The following is a 17302-nucleotide window of genomic DNA, read 5'->3' on the forward strand; positions in this document are numbered from 1 at the left end:
ACCGATCGATATACTCGCAATCCTGCACCTGCTTGTAAGGGGTTGCTGTGCGAAAACGTCGTTGGCACCCGTCAGCCGATTTCGCAGAGTTTCCCTTTAGGCGCCTTACGAAAAACGTGACGAACGTAGTATGTTCGGGGCTGAATCGTTTTTCCAAGACGGCTATTCACCCGCTACACCTATGAAGAGTCACGGGTCAGAGGCACCCCCGGCATGATAGAGCTCGAACAAGAAGATCCAATCCCGCAAGGCGACCTTGCCCTGCAAATTACCGCGCTCCCTCGCGAAACCAACGGCTTTGGCGATATTTTCGGCGGTTGGCTGGTGTCGCAGATGGATTTGGCCGGCACCGCAATGGCCAGCAAAGTCGCGGGTGGCCGCGTGGCTACGGTTGCGATCGACCGCATGGCGTTTCTGGTTCCGGTAGCGGTGGGTGCTCAGCTCTCCTTCTATACCCAGGCGCTGGAAATCGGCCGCAGCTCGATTCAGATGATGGTCGAAGTCTGGAGTGACGATCCGCTGTCCAGCGAGTGGCGTAAAGTGACTGAAGCCGTGTTTGTGTTCGTCGCCATCGACGGCAGCGGTCGCACCCGTTCGGTTCCGCCTAGAGCTCGTTAAACACTGCGCCCTTTCTGCGGTCCATTGCAGTCATTGTTCCTGATCGAGAGTTGCCCCATGAGCACGCCCAACGTTGAAGCCGTGAAACTGGATGAACTGAACTGCTGGCGTATCCGCCACGGTCAGGCCGAACTGCTGGTTGCCCAGCAGGGCGCGCACATCCTCAGTTATCAAGTGGCCGGTCAACCGCCGCTGATCTGGCTCAACGACGAAGCGGTGTTCAAGACTGGCAAGAGCATCCGCGCCGGGGTTCCGGTGTGCTGGCCATGGTTCGGCAATCTGCCGCGCAACCCGCAGAGCGTTCAGGCCATGCGCGTCAGCAACGAAGCGCCGACCGCCCACGGGCTGGTAAGGGCGATGGACTGGGAACTGGGCGGCATTGAAACCGAGGGCGAAAGCCTCAAGGTGGAGTTTGTTCTGCCTTACCCTGAAGGCGGCTTGCCAGGCTGGCCGCATCAAGTGGATTTGAAGCTGAGCATTCGCCTGGATGAGCAACTCCATATCAGTCTGACCAGCCATAACCAGGGCGCTTACAACGTCACCATCAGCCAGGCGCTGCACAGTTACTTCGCGGTCAGCGATGTACGCGAAGTGCATGTCGAAGGGCTGGATGGCTTGAGTTACATCGAAACCCTGGACGACTGGAAAACCGTCATTCAGACCGGCGATCTGCGTTTTGTCGGCGAGACCGATCGTATCTATCTCAATACCCCGGCGAAGCTGAGCATTGTCGATCCGGCCTGGGAACGGCGCATCGAGCTGACCAGCAGCGGTTCGCGCACGGCGGTGATCTGGAACCCGTGGATCGAACGCGCCGCAGCGTTCAGTGACATGGCCGACGATGGCTGGCAGCGCATGCTGTGCATTGAAACGGCGAACGTGATGGATGATGTGGTGTCGCTGGCGCCAGGTGCGAGCCATACCCTCGGCGTCAGCATAGGCAGCAAACCTCTCTAAGCAACACCACAAAACCAATGTGGGAGCGAGCCTGCTCGCGATGGCGGTATAACAGTCAACATAGATGCTGAATGTTATGGCCTCATCGCGAGCAAGCTCGCTCCCACAGTTTTTTGTATCGAGCCAACTGGCGCTGTTACAGATCCGACTCTTTCACCACCCGCACCTTCGCCGCATCCAGCGCATACGCTGCGTCAGCCAGGTCGTTGTTGACCTTCTCGATCTTCAGCGTGCCGGTCACCCACAGCGGTGTATAGATGTCATTCAGCTTCAAACCTTTCGGATAACGCACCAGCACCAATTGATTAGGTGGCGGCGGCGGCACGTGGATGCAGGCGCCCGGATACGGCACGAGGAAGAACAGTGTGCTGTGGCCCTTGGCGTCGGACTCCAGCGGCACCGGATAACCACCGATGCGGATGTTCTTGTCGTTCATCGACGGCACGGTTTTGGTCGAATACATCACCGCCGGCAAGCCCCTGCTCTGCTTCATGCCACCTTTTTCGGTAAAGGTGCCATTGGCTTCGGGGGAGTTGTGGTCGATTTCAGGCATGGCCTCGAGGGCTTTCTGGTCCGACTTTGGCATCAGTTCGAGCCAGTCGGTTTCCGGCAGTTCGCCGGCGTGGGCAAGGCCCGTACCCAGTAATAGGAAAGTCAGCAAAAGACGGCGCATGGAGGTGCTCGGTTAAGAATAGGACTATGCAACGCCGAGCATTCTAGCCCTCCCCGGCTGCGCAGCAGAGAGGGCTTTGTCGCCTGAATCAGTTCTTTTTGATCAAGCCGTAGATCACCAGCAAGATCACGGCGCCCACCAGCGCACCAAGGAAGCCTGCGCCTTGGCCGGCCTGATAGAAGCCCAGAGCCTGGCCGCCATAAGTGGCCGCCAGCGAACCGCCGATACCGAGCAGGATGGTCATGATCCAGCCCATGCTGTCATCGCCCGGTTTCAGGAACCGAGCCAGCAGGCCGACGATCAAGCCGATAAAGATGGTTCCAATAATTCCCATGGCATTTCCCTCTGATTGGTTTGGCTATGCGAAAGCCTAGTCAGACTTTGGCATCCTGCCATGAGAGAACGGCGGGCCCTGAATGGTTCCGCCGCTGCCACATGAAACTATTCGGCGATGAGCGCTTCGACCTTGAGGATCTGCTGCTCCAGCGTGGCCTTGTCGGCGCAGCGCAGGTTGGCGTGACCGACCTTGCGACCGACCTTGAACGCCTTGCCATAGTGATGCAGATGGCAATCGGCAATGGCCAGGACTTTCTCGGTCTCCGGCACTTTACCGATGAAGTTGAGCATCGCGCTCTCGCCGACCTTGGCCGTCGAACCCAGCGGCAGACCGGCAACGGCCCGCAGGTGGTTTTCGAACTGGCTGCACTCGGCACCTTCAGTGGTCCAGTGACCTGAGTTGTGCACGCGCGGAGCAATCTCGTTAGCCTTGAGGCCACCGTCGACTTCAAAGAACTCGAACGCCATCACGCCAACGTAGTTCAGCTGCTTGAGCACACGGCTGGAATAGTCTTCCGCCAAGGCTTGCAGCGGGTGATCGGTGCTGGCCACGGACAGTTTGAGGATGCCGCTGTCGTGGGTGTTGTGAACCAGCGGATAGAACTTGGTTTCGCCATCGCGAGCCCGCACAGCGATCAGCGAGACCTCACCCGTGAACGGCACGAAGCCTTCCAACAGGCAGGCCACGCTGCCCAGTTCCGCGAACGTGCCGACGACATCTTCAGGCTTGCGCAGAACCTTCTGGCCCTTGCCGTCGTAACCCAGGGTGCGGGTTTTCAACACGGCCGGCAGACCGATGGAAGCCACGGCAGCGTCCAGATCGGCTTGCGATTGAATGTCGGCGAACGCCGGGGTGGGAATCCCCAGGTCCTTGAACATGCTCTTCTCGAACCAGCGATCACGGGCGATGCGCAGGGCTTCGGCGCTCGGGTAGACCGGGACGAATTGCGACAGGAAGGCCACGGTTTCGGCCGGGACGCTTTCGAACTCGAAAGTCACCAGATCGACTTCATCGGCCAGCTGACGCAGGTGATCCTGATCGCCGTAATCGGCCCGCAGGTGTTCGCCCAACGCGGCTGCGCAAGCATCCGGCGCGGGGTCCAGGAAAGCGAAGTTCATGCCCAGCGGAGTGCCCGCCAGCGCCAACATGCGACCCAACTGGCCGCCACCGATTACACCGATCTTCATCGTCAACAACCTCAGGCGATGCGTGGGTCTGGATTTTCCAGGACGCTGTCTGTCTGCTCAGCGCGGAATTTTTTCAGCACCGCGTGGAACTGCGGGTGCTTGGCGCCAAGGATGCTCGCCGAGAGCAGCGCTGCGTTGATCGCGCCAGCCTTGCCGATGGCCAGGGTGGCGACCGGAATGCCGGCGGGCATCTGCACGATGGACAGCAGCGAATCGACGCCCGAGAGCATCGACGACTGCACCGGCACGCCCAGTACCGGCAGGTGGGTCTTTGCCGCACACATGCCTGGCAAGTGGGCTGCGCCGCCGGCACCGGCGATGATCACCTCGATGCCACGCGCCTCAGCCTCTTCGGCGTACTGGAAGAGCAGGTCCGGGGTGCGGTGGGCAGAGACCACTTTCACCTCGTAAGGAATGCCGAGCTTTTCCAGCATATCGGCGGTGTGGCTAAGGGTGGACCAATCGGATTTGGAGCCCATGATCACGCCAACCAGTGCACTCATCGTCGTGCCTCTTCTCTCTGGGCGCCCGCAGGCGCGTCAAAAAACAACAAGCCACGCAAATGCGTGGCTTGATTGTACGAATTAGTTTCGGGTGAAAACTGCCTGCGCTCAATCATGCTGCGTTAAAAACAATCTCGAAATGCTCATTGGCTAAAGCCAACTCCGCTTTCTCGCTTGTTTTTGCCTTGCCTGATCTTCGCTCGGCGAGTTTTCACCCTCGAAACTTGGCCGGACGAACCGGCCGAAGGCCGCGCAGTATACCTCAATGAAGCAGATAAACAGCCCCCGATACGACCATCTGTCATTCGGCGCAAAGTACCGGTTTTATTGACTCGAAGGTCAACGGAAGATCGACACTATTCCCTGTGGGAGCGAGCTTGCTCGCGATGGCGTCATAACAGTCGACATTGAAATTGAATGTGAATCCGTCATCGCGAGCAAGCTCGCTCCCACAGGGTTCTTCAGCAGTCTCAAGTGCCGGTTGTACCTTGCGCTGCGCCGCCTTCCAGCTTGCGCCACAGCAACCGCACATTCGCCTTGCGCACCAGCGCGCAGCGATACAGACGAATCTCCAGTGGCACATGCCATTGCGGACCGCCGCAAACCACCAGTTCACCCCGAGCCAATTCGGCGCGCACGCTGAGCTGCGGCACCCAGGCAATGCCCAATCCTTCCAGCGCCATGCTTTTAAGGCTGTCGGCCATGGCGGTCTCATAGATGGTGGTGAAGCGCAGCGCGCGCTGACGCAGCAGCATGTTCACCGAACGCCCGAGAAATGCACCGGCGCTGTAGGCGAGCAGCGGCACACTGCCTTCGCCTTCCAGATCGAACAGCGGCTTGCCCTCGGCGTCCGCCGCGCAGACCGGGAGCATTTCAGTGTCGCCAAGGTGCAGCGACGGGAATATTTCCGGGTCCATCTGCATCGCAGCATCCGGGTCGTAGAACGCCAGCATCAGATCACAACCGCCTTCGCGCAGCGCATGCACTGCATCCCCGACGTTGGTTGCTACCAGGCGCGTCGCGATGTTCAGGCCTTCATTACGCAATTGCGCGATCCAGCGCGGGAAAAAACCCAACGCCAGGGAGTGAGCGGCGGCGACTTGCATCACCTCGCCCTGCCCGCCTTCCAGGTGATGAAGGTGACGCAACACTTCACCGAGCTGCTCGACCACCGTCCGCGCGGTGACCAGAAACAGCTGCCCCGCCGCCGTCAGCTCGATCGGCGTGCGCGAGCGATTGACCAGGGTCAGCCCCAGCGCGGCTTCAAGGCTGCGGATCCGTCGACTGAATGCCGGCTGAGTCACGAAGCGTCGTTCGGCAGCCTGGGAGAAGCTGCGGGTGGCGGCCAGAGCACTAAAGTCCTCAAGCCATTTACTTTCAAGGTTCATCACGGCCTCCCGGACACGCACCAATTTAGGTCACACGCTCGCCGCAGACACGGCGTCACACGGGCATTATGCCGAATGTGCATAGGCTAGTGTTTAACAGCATTGGCCCAAAATTCTCCACAAGCCTAGCATTTGCAGTGTTCCGGCACAGACCGGGTCCATATCGAGATGATTTCTATCATGTCCTCCGCTGCATCTTTCCGCACAGAAAAAGACCTGCTTGGCGTACTCGAAGTACCTGCTCAAGCGTATTACGGCATCCAGACCCTGCGAGCGGTGAACAACTTCCGTCTCTCCGGCGTTCCGATTTCGCATTACCCGAAGCTGGTTGTCGGCCTGGCAATGGTCAAACAGGCCGCCGCTGACGCCAACCGCGAACTGGGTCACCTGAGCGAAGCCAAGCACGCTGCCATCAGCGAAGCCTGTGCACGTTTGATCCGCGGCGATTTCCACGAAGAGTTCGTGGTGGACATGATTCAAGGCGGCGCTGGCACTTCAACCAACATGAATGCCAACGAAGTCATTGCCAACATCGCGCTGGAGGCCATGGGTCACCAGAAGGGCGAATACCAATACCTGCACCCGAACAACGACGTGAACATGGCGCAGTCGACCAACGACGCCTACCCGACCGCGATCCGTCTGGGTCTGCTGCTGGGTCACGACGCGCTGCTGGCTAGCCTCGACAGCCTGATCCAGGCGTTCGCTGCCAAGGGTGTTGAGTTCAGCCACGTCCTGAAGATGGGCCGTACCCAGCTGCAAGACGCCGTGCCGATGACCCTGGGTCAAGAATTCCGTGCCTTCGCCACAACCCTGAGCGAAGACCTGGCTCGCCTGAAAACACTGGCACCTGAACTGCTGACCGAAGTGAACCTGGGCGGCACCGCGATCGGTACTGGCATCAACGCCGACCCGCGTTACCAGCACCTGGCCGTTCAGCGTCTGGCGCTGATCAGCGGTCAACCGCTGGTTCCGGCTGCCGACCTGATCGAAGCCACCTCCGACATGGGCGCCTTCGTGCTGTTCTCCGGCATGCTCAAGCGCACCGCGGTCAAGCTGTCGAAAATCTGCAACGACCTGCGCCTGCTGTCCAGCGGCCCACGCACCGGCATCAACGAAATCAACCTGCCAGCGCGTCAGCCAGGCAGCTCGATCATGCCAGGCAAGGTCAACCCGGTTATCCCGGAAGCGGTTAACCAGGTGGCGTTCCAGATCATCGGCAACGACTTGGCTCTGACCATCGCGGCCGAAGGCGGCCAGTTGCAACTGAACGTGATGGAGCCGCTGATCGCGTTCAAGATCTTCGACTCGATCCGCCTGCTGCAACGCGCCATGGACATGCTGCGCGAGCACTGCATCGTCGGCATCACCGCCAACGAAGAGCGCTGCCGCGAACTGGTCGAGCACTCGATCGGTCTGGTCACCGCGCTGAACCCGTACATCGGCTATGAAAACGCCACCCGCATTGCCCGTATCGCCCTCGAAAGCGGCCGTGGCGTGCTGGAACTGGTGCGCGAAGAAGGCTTGCTCGACGACGAAATGCTCGCCGACATCCTGCGCCCGGAAAACATGATTGCTCCGCGTCTGGTGCCTCTGAAGGCTTAACCGAACGCAACACCGGCGCTTGCTCCTTTAACGAAGAGCACGAAGCGCCACGCTCACCAGGTCGAGGGACTAGACACCTCTCACCTTTTGAGGGCTTGGGGATTTATTCCCCAAGCCCTTTTTTTTAACTTCTGAAAGGAAACCGTCTTCTGTAGGAGTGAGCCTGCTCGCGATGCAGGCACCGCGGTATTTCAGTTGCACCGCGTTATCGTTCATCGCGAGCAGGCTCACTCCTACAAAGACCTGGCGCAAAAAAGTCAGGTGTTTCAAAGGCTTCAATTCGTCGCTTGCACCACAACCGTGCAGACGGACGGCACGCTCATAGGTATAGTGCCGCCCCTCTTCGCGTGAGCGGTCGTCGGTAACGAGGCCCAAACCCATGCGAAACCCGAACTAATAACAAACCCGCAATATGAAATCGGGACGAACACGCGCCTCATCTGTTGTGCCACGCGCACAGCGGTGTAACGCGATGTTTCTGCCTGTCCAACATTTGCCTACACAAAAAACAGCGAGGAATAATCCATGCTCGAAGTCATTAACGACTTCCTCTCAGGGAAAGTACTGATCGTGCTCATTGTCGGGCTCGGTAGCTACTTCACGATCCGCTCGCGTTTCGTTCAATTGCGCCACTTCTTCCACATGTTCGCGGTGTTCCGTGACAGCCTGAAAAGCAGCGCCGGTCAACTCAGTTCGTTCCAGGCCCTGATGCTCAGCCTCGCCGGCCGCGTCGGTGCGGGTAACATCGCCGGTGTCGGTATCGCCGTGACCCTGGGTGGTCCGGGTGCGGTGTTCTGGATGTGGGTGACTGCGCTGGTCGGCATGTCCAGCAGCTTCTTCGAATGCTCCCTCGGCCAGCTCTACAAGCGCTGCGATTCCGACGGAACCTACCGTGGCGGCCCGTCCTATTACATCCAGCACGGCCTGCAAAAACGCTGGCTGGGCATGATCATGGCGTTCCTGCTGCTGATCACCTTCGGCTTCGCCTTCAACGGTCTGCAATCCCACGCCGTGACCCACTCGCTGAACAACGCGTTCGGCCTCGACACCACCTATACGGGCTTGGCCCTGGCGGTGTTGTTGGGTCTGGTGTTCATCGGTGGTATCAAGCGCATCGCCAAGGTCGCTGACTTGCTGGTGCCGGTGAAAACCCTGGTGTACATCGGCGTGACCATCTATGTGATCGTGCTGCAATTCGACCACGTTCCGGCGATGCTGATGACCATCGTCAAAAGCGCCTTCGGTCTCGACCAGGCCTTCGGCGGCCTGATCGGCAGCGCCATCGTCATGGGCGTGAAGCGCGGCGTGTTCGCCAACGAAGCAGGTCTGGGCAGTGCGCCGAACGTGGCTGCGGTCGCGTCGGTCGAGCACCCGGTGGCACAAGGCGTGGTTCAGGCGTTCAGCGTGTTCCTCGACACCTTCGTGATCTGCACCTGCACCGCGTTGCTGATCCTGCTCTCGGGCTTCTACACCCCTGGCTTCGAAGGCGACGGCATTGCCCTGACCCAGAACTCCCTGGCCGCCGTGGTCGGTGACTGGGGCCGCAGCTTCATCTCCGTGGCCCTGTCGTTGTTCGTGTTCACCTCGATCCTCTACAACTACTACCTGGGCGAGAGCAACCTGCGTTTCCTGATCGGTGAAAACCGCAAGGCGCTGATCGGCTACCGCGCGCTGGTATTGGTGTTGATTTTCTGGGGCGCTATCGAGAACCTGGGCACGGTGTTCGCCTTCGCGGACATCACCATGACCCTGCTGGCATTCGTGAACCTGATCGCGCTGTTCCTGCTGTTCAAAGTCGGCATGCGCATCCTGCGTGACTACGATGACCAGCGCGCGGCCGGCATCAAAACGCCCGTGTTCGATTCGAGCAAATTCCCGGATCTGGACCTGGACTTGAAAGCCTGGCCAGCCAATCCGCCAGCGGCCGCCACCAAGGCTGAAGCTGAGCCGCAAGGCGTACCCGCAGCGCAACGCTGATCGGTTAAAGTGCGAAACCCTATGTGGGAGCGAGCCTGCTCGCGAAAGCGGTGCGTCAATCGACATCAATGTTGAATGATCAACCGCATTCGCGAGCAGGCTCGCTCCCACAGGGGAAGTCATTATTCTCGGAGTACCTCCATGAATTCCTCGACCTACCCTGCCGCCCAGCACGTCATGGTGCTCTACACCGGCGGCACCATCGGTATGCAAGCCAGTGCTCATGGCCTGGCCCCGGCGTCCGGTTTCGAAGCCCGGATGCGCGAATATCTGCACAGCCAGCCTGACCTTGTCGTGCCGCAGTGGCGCTTTCGCGAGATGTCGCCGCTGATCGACAGCGCCAACATGAGCCCGGATTACTGGCAGCAACTGCGTGAAGCGGTGGTTGACGCTGTCGATGTTCAAGGCTGCGACAGCGTGCTGATCCTGCATGGCACCGACACCCTCGCCTACAGCGCTGCAGCCATGAGTTTTCAACTGCTCGGCCTGCATGCCCGCGTGGTGTTCACCGGCTCCATGCTGCCGGCCGGCGTGACCGACAGCGATGCCTGGGAAAACCTCAGCGGAGCATTGGTTGCCCTCGGCCATGGCCTGGCGCCGGGTGTTCATCTGTACTTCCACGGCGAGCTGCTGGACCCGACCCGTTGCGCGAAGGTGCGCAGTTTCGGGCGTCATCCGTTCAAGCGACTGGAGCGTCAGGGTGGTGGCGTGAAAGCAACTTCGCTGCCGGCGCAACTGAATTACAACCAGAGCAAGCAACTGGCGAAAGTCGCGGTTCTGCCGCTGTTTCCCGGCATTGGCGCCGAGGTACTGGATGGCGTGCTGAACAGCGGCATTCAAGGCTTGGTGCTGGAGTGCTACGGCAGCGGTACCGGACCAAGCGACAATCCGGAGTTCCTCGCGAGCCTGGAACGGGCGCGGGACAAGGGTGTTGTGGTTGTAGCCGTCACCCAATGCCATGAAGGTGGCGTCGAGCTGGATGTTTACGAGGCCGGTAGCCGGTTGCGTGGCGTTGGCGTGCTTTCGGGTGGCGGCATGACCCGTGAAGCGGCGTTCGGAAAGTTGCATGGCTTGCTGGGTGCCGGGCTCGACACCGCTGAAGTGCGTCGACTTGTAGAACTCGACCTCTGCGGCGAACTCAGCTGACACCCTGCAAAACTCTGTGGGAGCGAGCCTGCTCGCGATAGCGGTCGTCCATCCAACATTGATGCTGACTGACACACCGCCATCGCGAGCAGGCTCGCTCCCACAGGATCTTCATTGGGCATGTAACTTGCTGCCGTTCCAGCATCCCAAGGCTGGAACACCCCATGCTGCGCTCCCACCTCACCACCCTCAACGCTGTCTCCCTGGTGCTCAACACCTTCAAGGCCGAAGGCCTGTCCAGCGAAGCACTGCTCGCGGGAAGCGGCATCAGCGCGGCGGATCTGAGCCGGGCGGACACGCGCATCACCACCAATCAGGAGATGCAGGTCTGCGCCAATGCCGTCGCGCTCAAGCGTGACATCGGCCTCGAACTGGGCCGCCGGATGCATGTTTCGTCCTACGGCATGCTCGGGTACGCCTTACTCACCAGCGCCACTTTAGGTGACGCCTTGCGGCTGGCACTGCACTATCCGGCGCTATTAGGAACACTGTTCGAGTTGAGCCTGGAAGAGGATGACGAGCGCATCTGGCTCACCGCTGGCGACTATCGGGAAAACCCTGCGCTGGCGCCATTCAATGTTGAGTTTTGCCTGGTTTCGATGAAGGTCACTTGCGAAGATCTGCTCGGTCAACCGTTGCCGCTGCTTGGCGCCCGCTTCGAACACCCGGCACCGGACTATCAGGCACGCTACACCGAACGTTTCGATTGCTCCTTGCAGTTCGACGCTGCGTCCAACGCCTTTGCCTTCGACAAAGCCTGGCTGGAGCATCCCCTGCCTCTGGCCGACGCCATCACCCATCAGGCCATGGCCGAACGCTGCCGCAAACAAAACACCGAGTTCACCGGACGCCAGGCTTGGCTGGGGCGCATCCGCCAACTCCTCGCTGCACAATTGAGCGCGGCGCCCGGCCTGGATGGGCTGGCTGAACAGCTGAACTGCTCGGCGCGCACCCTGCGCCGACATCTCAAGGACCTGGGGTGCAGCTATCAAGAGTTGCTCGATGAACTGCGGTTCGAGCAGGCCAAACGCATGCTCTGCGAGGACGAACTGCCGATCTATCGGATTGCAGAAGCGCTGGGGTTCAGCGAGACCGCTAGTTTCCGCCATGCCTTTGTGCGCTGGAGCGGCGTGGCGCCGAGTCAATTCAGACCCTGAGCACTGAGCTGGGGCATTGTCGCGCCAATTAGGGGCGAATTTCGGTCAAATGTTTTGGCCATATCGATCCCCTTTTGGCCTTTCCTGCCGTTCTCTCAAACGCCGCGCGCCGCAAGACTGTGTTCAACCGAATCAGCCTGCGGAGAACAAGAAATGCTGACGATCTACTCGGACGATCACCACCTGCACCATGGCCGTTGTGAATTGATGGACGGGCAACTGATGCCCTGCTTCGAAATGCCTTCGCGAGCCGACCATGTTCTACAGCGCGTGCAGTACCGAGATCTGGGCCCTGTGGAGGCACCCCAGGATTTCGGCCTCGACCCGATCGCGCGCATCCACAGCCGCGACTACCTCGACTTCTTCAAAGGTGCCTGGGCGCGCTGGACCGAATTCGGTACCGACGGCGACTTGCTGCCCTACACCTGGCCAGCCCGCACCCTGCGCCGGATCATCCCCACCAGTCTGCACGGCCAACTCGGCTATTACAGCTTCGACGGCGGCGCACCGATTACCGCCGGTACCTGGCAAGCGGCGTACAGCGCGGCGCAAGTCGCCTTGACCGCTCAAGCCGTCATTCAACGCGGCGCCCGCAGTGCCTTCGCCTTGTGCCGTCCACCGGGACACCACGCCGCCAGCGATTTGATGGGCGGTTATTGCTACCTCAACAACGCCGCCATCGCCGCTCAGGCTTTCCTCGACCAAGGCCACAAGAAGGTCGCAATCCTCGACGTCGACTACCACCACGGCAACGGCACTCAATCGATTTTCTATGAGCGCAGCGACGTGCTGTTCACCTCGATTCATGGCCACCCGGAAGCGGAGTTCCCGTTCTTCCTCGGCTATGAAGATGAGCGGGGTGAAGGGGCCGGCGAAGGCTTCAACTTCAACTACCCTTTGCCGGCCGGGAGCGGTTGGGACAGTTGGAGCGCCGCGCTGGAACAAGCCTGCAAAGAGATCGAAAAGTACGGCGCCGATATCGTCGTCGTGTCCCTGGGCGTCGATACGTTCAAGGACGATCCGATCTCCCAGTTCAAGCTCGACAGCCCGGATTACCTGGCCATGGGCGCGCGCATCGCGGGCCTCGGCAAGCCGACGCTGTTCGTGATGGAAGGCGGCTACGCGGTAGAAGAAATCGGCATCAATGCCGTGAACGTTCTTGAAGGTTTTGAAAGCGCCCAATGAGGAATTAGAACAATGAAAAGTCTCAAGCGTTTTATCGCTCCCGCCCTGTGTGCCACGGTGCTCAGTGGCGCCGTTCACGCTGAAGAGCGGACGTTGCGCGTCTACAACTGGTTCGACTACATCACTCCCAAAGCGCTGGAAGACTTCAAGGCCCAGAACATCCAGACCAAACTGGTCTACGACATCTTCGACACCAACGAAGCGCTGGAGGCCAAGTTGCTGACCGGCAACTCCGGTTATGACGTGGTCGTGCCGTCCAACGTATTCCTTGCCAAACAGATCGAGGCCGGCGTTTTCCAGCCACTGGACCGCAGCAAACTGCCGAACTGGAACCACCTCGATCCCAAGCTGATGAAGCTGATCGAAGCCAACGATCCCGGCAACAAATTTGCGGTGCCGTACATGTACGGCACCATCCTGATCGGCTTCAACCCGGACAAGATCAAGGCAGCACTGGGTGACAACGCACCGGTGGACAGCTGGGACCTGATCTTCAAGGAAGAGAACATCAGCAAGCTCAAGCAGTGCGGCGTCGCCCTGCTCGACTCGCCGTCGGAGATCCTGCCACTGGCCTTGCAACACCTCGGTCTGGACCCCAACAGCAAGAAGCCGGCGGATTACGAAAAGGCTGAAGCGTTGCTGATGAAGATCCGTCCATACGTAACCTACTTCCATTCTTCGAAGTACATGGCCGACATCGCCAACGGTGACATCTGCGTCGCCGTCGGTTATTCCGGCAGCTTCTCCCAGGCAGCGAACCGCGCCAAGGAAGCCAAGAACGGCGTGATCGTCGACATGCGCCTGCCGAAAGAAGGCGCGCCGATCTGGTTCGACATGCTCTCGATCCCCAAAGGCGCGAAGAATCCGGAAGACGCCTACACCTTCATCAACTACTTGTTGCAGCCTCAGGTGATTGCACCGGTCAGCGACTTCGTCGGCTACCCGAACCCGAACAAGGACGCCACCGAAATGGTCGACCCGGCGATCCGCAACAACCCGAACCTGTACCCGACCGAAACGGCGATGAGCACGCTTTACACCCTGCAACCGCTGCCCCGTGACGCCGAACGGGCGCGGACTCGGGCCTGGACCAAGATCAAGTCAGGGACCTGAAACCTGACGGAAGTCCTCGACCTCAGGGACGCCAAGCCTTTTGCAATCGCCCGAGCGCTGCGATGATCGCCGCCTCGGGCACCGCCGCAAAGCCCAGCACCAACCCGGCGCGTTGATCCACAGTGTTTCTCGAATCCGGTAGCCAGTAACTGCTCAGGCCGTTGATCTCGACATCGACGCTGGCGGCGGCTTCGATCAGTTCGCGTTCGCGGGCCTCAGTGTCGACCGCCACCGTCAGGTGCAGCCCTGCCGCCACACTCGGCAGGCTGCCAACCCCGGGAATATCCGAGGGCCAGTTGGCCAGAAGCGTATTGCGGCGACTCAACGCGGCGCGGCGCATGCGGCGGATGTGTCGCTGGAAATGCCCGGCCGCCATGAACTCGGCCATGACGGCCTGGGTGCTCACCTCGGAGTGGCGCACATCGACCGCGCGACGCTGGGCGAAAGCGTCCACCAATGCCGCTGGCAGCACCAGATAACCCAGGCGCAATGCCGGGAATGCCACCTTGCCGAACGTGCCGACGTAGAGCACTCGGCCGTGACGATCAAGTGCAGCCAGCGGTGCCAGTGGCGCGCCGCTGTAACGATACTCGCCATCGTAATCATCCTCGACGATCCACCCCTCAGTTCGCTCGGCCCAGGCCAACAACTCCAGCCGCCGCGCCAGACTCATCACCACCCCGGTCGGGTACTGATGCGACGGCGTGACATAAGCCAGTCGACAATCGTTGAGCCCGTTCAATTCGGCGCAGTCGATACCGTCGCTGTCCACCGCCACCCCGTGCAATCGCGCACCGGCCACGGCGAACGCATGACCCGCCGCCCGATACCCCGGATTCTCAATCGCCACACCATCGCCCGGCTCTACCAGCAGCTGTGCACAAAGGCTAATCCCCTGCTGTGCGCCACTGGTGATCACTATTTGCTCAGCCGTGCACTGCATTCCCCGGGAGCTGCGCAAATACGCGGCAATCAGTCCGCGCAAGCGCGCATCGCCTGCCGGATCGCCGTAACACAACTGCTGGAGATCCGGTTTACGCCAGAAAGCCGCATTCAGCTTGGCCCAGACCTCGAAAGGAAACAGGTCGAACGCCGGAACACCGACCCGAAACGCACGAGGCGGACCACTCGGCGGCAAGGCCAAATGGTTCTTTTCCACGCGTCCGAGCGCACCGCTGTGGATAACTTTGCTGGATGAAACCACAGGTAAATCCAGCCAGTTTGTGGATAAGGCTGTGGGTAACCCTGTTGACAACCCTGTGGATACTTTTGTGGATAGTTTTTTCACCGGCAACACTGATTGAGGCAATTGCGCGACATACGTCCCGTCACCCACACGTCCTTCAATAAAGCCCTCGGCGTAGAGCTGATCGTAGGCCCGGACCACGCTGTTTCGGGAAATCGACAACGCCGCCGCCAGATCGCGACTGGCCGGTAGTCGCGTACCACTGGCCAGTCGACCGTCGAGCACTCGCACCCGCAAGGCTTGATAGAGCTGACGACTCAAACCCTGGCGGCGATCGAGTTCGATACCCGCTGGGTTGAATGACAAGGACAGAGGCTCGCTGGTCATGGTAATGGACCTATGAAATTGGTCGTTAATGGCTCTTACAACAGACCAATAGCCTGCCTAGGATGCAGGCATTCGCCAAGGAAAATCTCCATGTACAACCCAAGCAGCTTTGCCATAGATGATTTGCATGAACTGCACCAGCAGATACTCGGCACCCGCCTCGCTGTGTTGGTCACACACGGGGAACAAGGTCTGCAAGCCAGCCATTTGCCGCTGCTGTTGAGTTCCGACCAGGGCCCGAATGGCACCCTTTATGGACACTTCGCCAAGGCCAATCCGCAATGGAAGGAACTGCAGAACGGCGCCGAAGCCCTGGTGATTTTTGCCGGCGCCGACGCTTACGTCAGCCCAGGGTTTTACCCGAGCAAAGCCGAGCACGGCAAAGTGGTGCCGACCTGGAACTACGTCGCAGTGCATGCGTACGGCACGGCCGAAGTGTTCACCGACGCCGACCGCTTGCGCACTCTCGTCAGCGCGCTGACTGATCGTCATGAAGCGGGTCGTGCCAGTCCATGGAAAGTCGCCGATGCGCCCGCCGACTACATTGATGGAATGCTCAAGGCCATCGTCGGTTTTGCCTTGCCGATCCAGCGCCTGCATGGCAAGCGCAAGCTCAGTCAGAACCGCAACGCGGCAGACATCGCCGGTGTGCGCGAGGGGCTTGCCGCCAGCCCTGATGTGCACGACCAGGCCCTCGCCCACTTGATGCGTTAAGGAATGAACATGAGTCAGATCGACATCCGCCAGGTCACCGCCGACGACCACGCCGCCTGGTTGCCCTTGTGGCAAGCGTACCTGCGTTTCTACAACACCGAACTGCCTGAGGCCGTCACCCAAAGCACCTGGCAGCGCATGCTCGACCCGAGCGAGCCGACCCATGCCGCGCTGGCCTGGGCCAATGGCAAAGCGGTGGGCATGGTGCACTTCATCTACCATCGTTCGAACTGGAGCATCGAAAACTCCTGCTACCTGCAAGACTTGCTGGTAACGCCGGAAACCCGTGGCACCGGCGTCGGCAGGCAGCTGATCGAATTTGTCTACACCACCGCCAAAGAGGACGGTTGCTGCAAGGTCCACTGGCTGACCCACGAAACCAACGCCACCGCGATCCAGCTTTATCAGCGCATCGCCGAACGCCCCGGTTTTATCCAGTTTCGCAAAGCCATTTAAGGTTCAAGGAGAGCAGCATGTCGATTTCACTCGCCGACTGGAAAGGCGTTCCGGCACCGTCGGTTCAAACCATCGAAGGCCGTTTCATCCGCCTGGAAAAACTCGACCCGGCGCGTCACGCCGACGGTTTGTGGGAGGCCCTGCAAGGCCCGGGTTCCGATCCGAAGCTGTGGGATTATTTGCCTTACGGTCCTTTCCCGGAGCGCAGCGCGTTCAACGATTGGCTGAACAATCATGCGGCTAATAGCGACCCGTATTTCTTCTGCGTGATCGACCGTGTCAGCGGCGATGTGCAAGGCATCCTCAGTTTGATGTCGATTGTTCCTTCACAAGGTCGGATAGAGATCGGCCATGTAACGTTTGGCGCGCCAATGCAGCGTTCGCCGAAAAGCACCGAGGCGGTTTATCTGCTCGCCAAAGAGTCGTTTGCCTTGGGTTACCGACGCCTGGAGTGGAAGTGCAACAACGGCAACGCCCGCTCCAAATACGCGGCCGAACGGCTGGGGTTCAGTTTTGAAGGCGTGTTTCGCCAGCACATGGTGGTCAAGGGGCAGAATCGGGATACGGCTTGGTATTCGATTCTGGATTCGGAATGGCCGGCGATCGGGGCGGGGTTTGAGCGCTGGCTGTCCGATGAGAACCAGACGGAATCTGGGCAGGTGAAAACCTTGGCAGAGTGCCGCGGGTAATCTTCGGCGCCCGAACGGACGCCA

Annotated in this window: 18 protein-coding genes; 11 read left to right on the top strand and 7 right to left on the bottom strand. The window is 60.1% G+C overall.

Going from position 1 to position 17302, the window contains the following annotated elements; translation table 11 throughout:
• The first annotated feature begins 213 nt into the window (after positions 1-213).
• The gene (locus ACA056_RS28560; RefSeq protein WP_003177184.1) at positions 214-618 is read left to right on the top strand and encodes an acyl-CoA thioesterase; all 405 of its coding nucleotides are present in this window, start codon (positions 214-216) and stop codon (positions 616-618) included.
• A gap of 57 nt (positions 619-675) precedes the next feature.
• Complete coding sequence (locus tag ACA056_RS28565; protein WP_497269454.1) at positions 676-1575, top strand: D-hexose-6-phosphate mutarotase; 900 nt, start codon at positions 676-678, stop codon at positions 1573-1575.
• A 136-nt stretch (positions 1576-1711) separates the two neighbouring features.
• Here ACA056_RS28565 and ACA056_RS28570 read toward each other — a convergent pair whose 3' ends face one another.
• The 5 genes from ACA056_RS28570 to ACA056_RS28590 form a co-directional block, all read right to left on the bottom strand.
• Positions 1712-2248: a DUF3299 domain-containing protein gene (locus tag ACA056_RS28570; RefSeq protein WP_497269456.1), complete on the bottom strand. Its 537-nt coding sequence runs from the start codon at positions 2246-2248 to the stop codon at positions 1712-1714.
• A gap of 88 nt (positions 2249-2336) precedes the next feature.
• Positions 2337-2582, bottom strand: a complete 246-nt coding sequence (locus tag ACA056_RS28575; RefSeq protein ID WP_033059272.1) for a GlsB/YeaQ/YmgE family stress response membrane protein — start codon at positions 2580-2582, stop codon at positions 2337-2339.
• Between the two features lie 107 nt (positions 2583-2689).
• Positions 2690-3772, bottom strand: coding sequence for a 5-(carboxyamino)imidazole ribonucleotide synthase (locus tag ACA056_RS28580; protein WP_403099900.1), 1083 nt, complete (start codon positions 3770-3772; stop codon positions 2690-2692).
• Between the two features lie 11 nt (positions 3773-3783).
• On the bottom strand, positions 3784-4275 hold the full coding sequence (gene purE / locus ACA056_RS28585; protein ID WP_008150032.1) for a 5-(carboxyamino)imidazole ribonucleotide mutase: 492 nt from the start codon (positions 4273-4275) through the stop codon (positions 3784-3786).
• Positions 4276-4745: 470 nt separating this feature from the next.
• Positions 4746-5663 (bottom strand): LysR substrate-binding domain-containing protein, encoded by a 918-nt coding sequence (locus ACA056_RS28590; protein WP_497269459.1) that lies wholly within the window; start codon positions 5661-5663, stop codon positions 4746-4748.
• 180 nt (positions 5664-5843) lie between these two features.
• Here ACA056_RS28590 and aspA point away from each other — a divergent pair, with 180 nt between their 5' ends.
• The gene (aspA, locus tag ACA056_RS28595; RefSeq protein WP_010465341.1) at positions 5844-7268 is read left to right on the top strand and encodes an aspartate ammonia-lyase; all 1425 of its coding nucleotides are present in this window, start codon (positions 5844-5846) and stop codon (positions 7266-7268) included.
• Between the two features lie 69 nt (positions 7269-7337).
• Here aspA and ACA056_RS28600 read toward each other — a convergent pair whose 3' ends face one another.
• On the bottom strand, positions 7338-7649 hold the full coding sequence (locus tag ACA056_RS28600) for a hypothetical protein (RefSeq protein WP_497269461.1): 312 nt from the start codon (positions 7647-7649) through the stop codon (positions 7338-7340).
• 144 nt (positions 7650-7793) lie between these two features.
• On the opposite strand from ACA056_RS28600, the gene ACA056_RS28605 reads away from it, so the two are divergent.
• The 5 genes from ACA056_RS28605 to ACA056_RS28625 all read left to right on the top strand — a co-directional run bounded on the left by ACA056_RS28605 (position 7794) and on the right by ACA056_RS28625 (position 13846).
• Entirely contained in the window at positions 7794-9245 is a 1452-nt protein-coding gene (locus tag ACA056_RS28605) for an alanine/glycine:cation symporter family protein (protein ID WP_192408838.1), read from the top strand.
• A gap of 141 nt (positions 9246-9386) precedes the next feature.
• Complete coding sequence (locus ACA056_RS28610) at positions 9387-10391, top strand: asparaginase (protein ID WP_497269463.1); 1005 nt, start codon at positions 9387-9389, stop codon at positions 10389-10391.
• A 164-nt stretch (positions 10392-10555) separates the two neighbouring features.
• A complete protein-coding gene (locus tag ACA056_RS28615) occupies positions 10556-11548 on the top strand; it encodes an AraC family transcriptional regulator (RefSeq protein WP_497269465.1) in 993 nt (330 codons plus the stop codon).
• 153 nt (positions 11549-11701) lie between these two features.
• The gene (locus ACA056_RS28620) at positions 11702-12733 is read left to right on the top strand and encodes a histone deacetylase family protein (RefSeq protein WP_497269467.1); all 1032 of its coding nucleotides are present in this window, start codon (positions 11702-11704) and stop codon (positions 12731-12733) included.
• Positions 12734-12745: 12 nt separating this feature from the next.
• A complete protein-coding gene (locus ACA056_RS28625; RefSeq protein ID WP_497269469.1) occupies positions 12746-13846 on the top strand; it encodes a polyamine ABC transporter substrate-binding protein in 1101 nt (366 codons plus the stop codon).
• A gap of 22 nt (positions 13847-13868) precedes the next feature.
• Here the strand turns inward: ACA056_RS28625 and pdxR are convergent, their stop codons facing one another.
• Complete coding sequence (gene pdxR, locus ACA056_RS28630) at positions 13869-15419, bottom strand: MocR-like pyridoxine biosynthesis transcription factor PdxR (protein WP_497269471.1); 1551 nt, start codon at positions 15417-15419, stop codon at positions 13869-13871.
• Between the two features lie 90 nt (positions 15420-15509).
• Here pdxR and ACA056_RS28635 point away from each other — a divergent pair, with 90 nt between their 5' ends.
• Genes ACA056_RS28635 through ACA056_RS28645 form a run of 3 tightly spaced genes read left to right on the top strand, consistent with a single transcriptional unit; the run spans position 15510 to position 17278 of the window.
• Positions 15510-16133 carry an FMN-binding negative transcriptional regulator gene (locus ACA056_RS28635; RefSeq protein ID WP_497269473.1) on the top strand — a complete coding sequence of 208 codons (624 nt, stop codon included), beginning with the start codon at positions 15510-15512 and terminating at the stop codon, positions 16131-16133.
• A gap of 9 nt (positions 16134-16142) precedes the next feature.
• Positions 16143-16589, top strand: a complete 447-nt coding sequence (locus ACA056_RS28640) for a GNAT family N-acetyltransferase (RefSeq protein ID WP_497269475.1) — start codon at positions 16143-16145, stop codon at positions 16587-16589.
• Positions 16590-16606: 17 nt separating this feature from the next.
• On the top strand, positions 16607-17278 hold the full coding sequence (locus tag ACA056_RS28645; protein WP_497269477.1) for a GNAT family N-acetyltransferase: 672 nt from the start codon (positions 16607-16609) through the stop codon (positions 17276-17278).
• Positions 17279-17302: the final 24 nt, after the last annotated feature.

The organism is Pseudomonas sp. LBUM1666 (assembly GCF_059695775.1).

What these genes read in the sequence shown, in the direction of transcription:
- ACA056_RS28640 (WP_497269475.1), top strand. Translation starts at nt 16,143, where the DNA reads ATGAGTCAGATCGACATCCGCCAGGTCACCGCCGACGACCACGCCGCC.
- ACA056_RS28610 (WP_497269463.1), top strand. Translation starts at nt 9,387, where the DNA reads ATGAATTCCTCGACCTACCCTGCCGCCCAGCACGTCATGGTGCTCTAC.
- ACA056_RS28645 (WP_497269477.1), top strand. Translation starts at nt 16,607, where the DNA reads ATGTCGATTTCACTCGCCGACTGGAAAGGCGTTCCGGCACCGTCGGTT.
- aspA (WP_010465341.1), top strand. Translation starts at nt 5,844, where the DNA reads ATGTCCTCCGCTGCATCTTTCCGCACAGAAAAAGACCTGCTTGGCGTA.
- ACA056_RS28580 (WP_403099900.1), bottom strand. Translation starts at nt 3,772, where the DNA reads ATGAAGATCGGTGTAATCGGTGGCGGCCAGTTGGGTCGCATGTTGGCG.
- ACA056_RS28615 (WP_497269465.1), top strand. Translation starts at nt 10,556, where the DNA reads ATGCTGCGCTCCCACCTCACCACCCTCAACGCTGTCTCCCTGGTGCTC.
- ACA056_RS28625 (WP_497269469.1), top strand. Translation starts at nt 12,746, where the DNA reads ATGAAAAGTCTCAAGCGTTTTATCGCTCCCGCCCTGTGTGCCACGGTG.
- ACA056_RS28635 (WP_497269473.1), top strand. Translation starts at nt 15,510, where the DNA reads ATGTACAACCCAAGCAGCTTTGCCATAGATGATTTGCATGAACTGCAC.
- ACA056_RS28565 (WP_497269454.1), top strand. Translation starts at nt 676, where the DNA reads ATGAGCACGCCCAACGTTGAAGCCGTGAAACTGGATGAACTGAACTGC.
- ACA056_RS28575 (WP_033059272.1), bottom strand. Translation starts at nt 2,582, where the DNA reads ATGGGAATTATTGGAACCATCTTTATCGGCTTGATCGTCGGCCTGCTG.
- ACA056_RS28605 (WP_192408838.1), top strand. Translation starts at nt 7,794, where the DNA reads ATGCTCGAAGTCATTAACGACTTCCTCTCAGGGAAAGTACTGATCGTG.
- ACA056_RS28570 (WP_497269456.1), bottom strand. Translation starts at nt 2,248, where the DNA reads ATGCGCCGTCTTTTGCTGACTTTCCTATTACTGGGTACGGGCCTTGCC.
- ACA056_RS28560 (WP_003177184.1), top strand. Translation starts at nt 214, where the DNA reads ATGATAGAGCTCGAACAAGAAGATCCAATCCCGCAAGGCGACCTTGCC.
- ACA056_RS28620 (WP_497269467.1), top strand. Translation starts at nt 11,702, where the DNA reads ATGCTGACGATCTACTCGGACGATCACCACCTGCACCATGGCCGTTGT.
- pdxR (WP_497269471.1), bottom strand. Translation starts at nt 15,419, where the DNA reads ATGACCAGCGAGCCTCTGTCCTTGTCATTCAACCCAGCGGGTATCGAA.
- ACA056_RS28590 (WP_497269459.1), bottom strand. Translation starts at nt 5,663, where the DNA reads ATGAACCTTGAAAGTAAATGGCTTGAGGACTTTAGTGCTCTGGCCGCC.
- ACA056_RS28600 (WP_497269461.1), bottom strand. Translation starts at nt 7,649, where the DNA reads ATGGGTTTGGGCCTCGTTACCGACGACCGCTCACGCGAAGAGGGGCGG.
- purE (WP_008150032.1), bottom strand. Translation starts at nt 4,275, where the DNA reads ATGAGTGCACTGGTTGGCGTGATCATGGGCTCCAAATCCGATTGGTCC.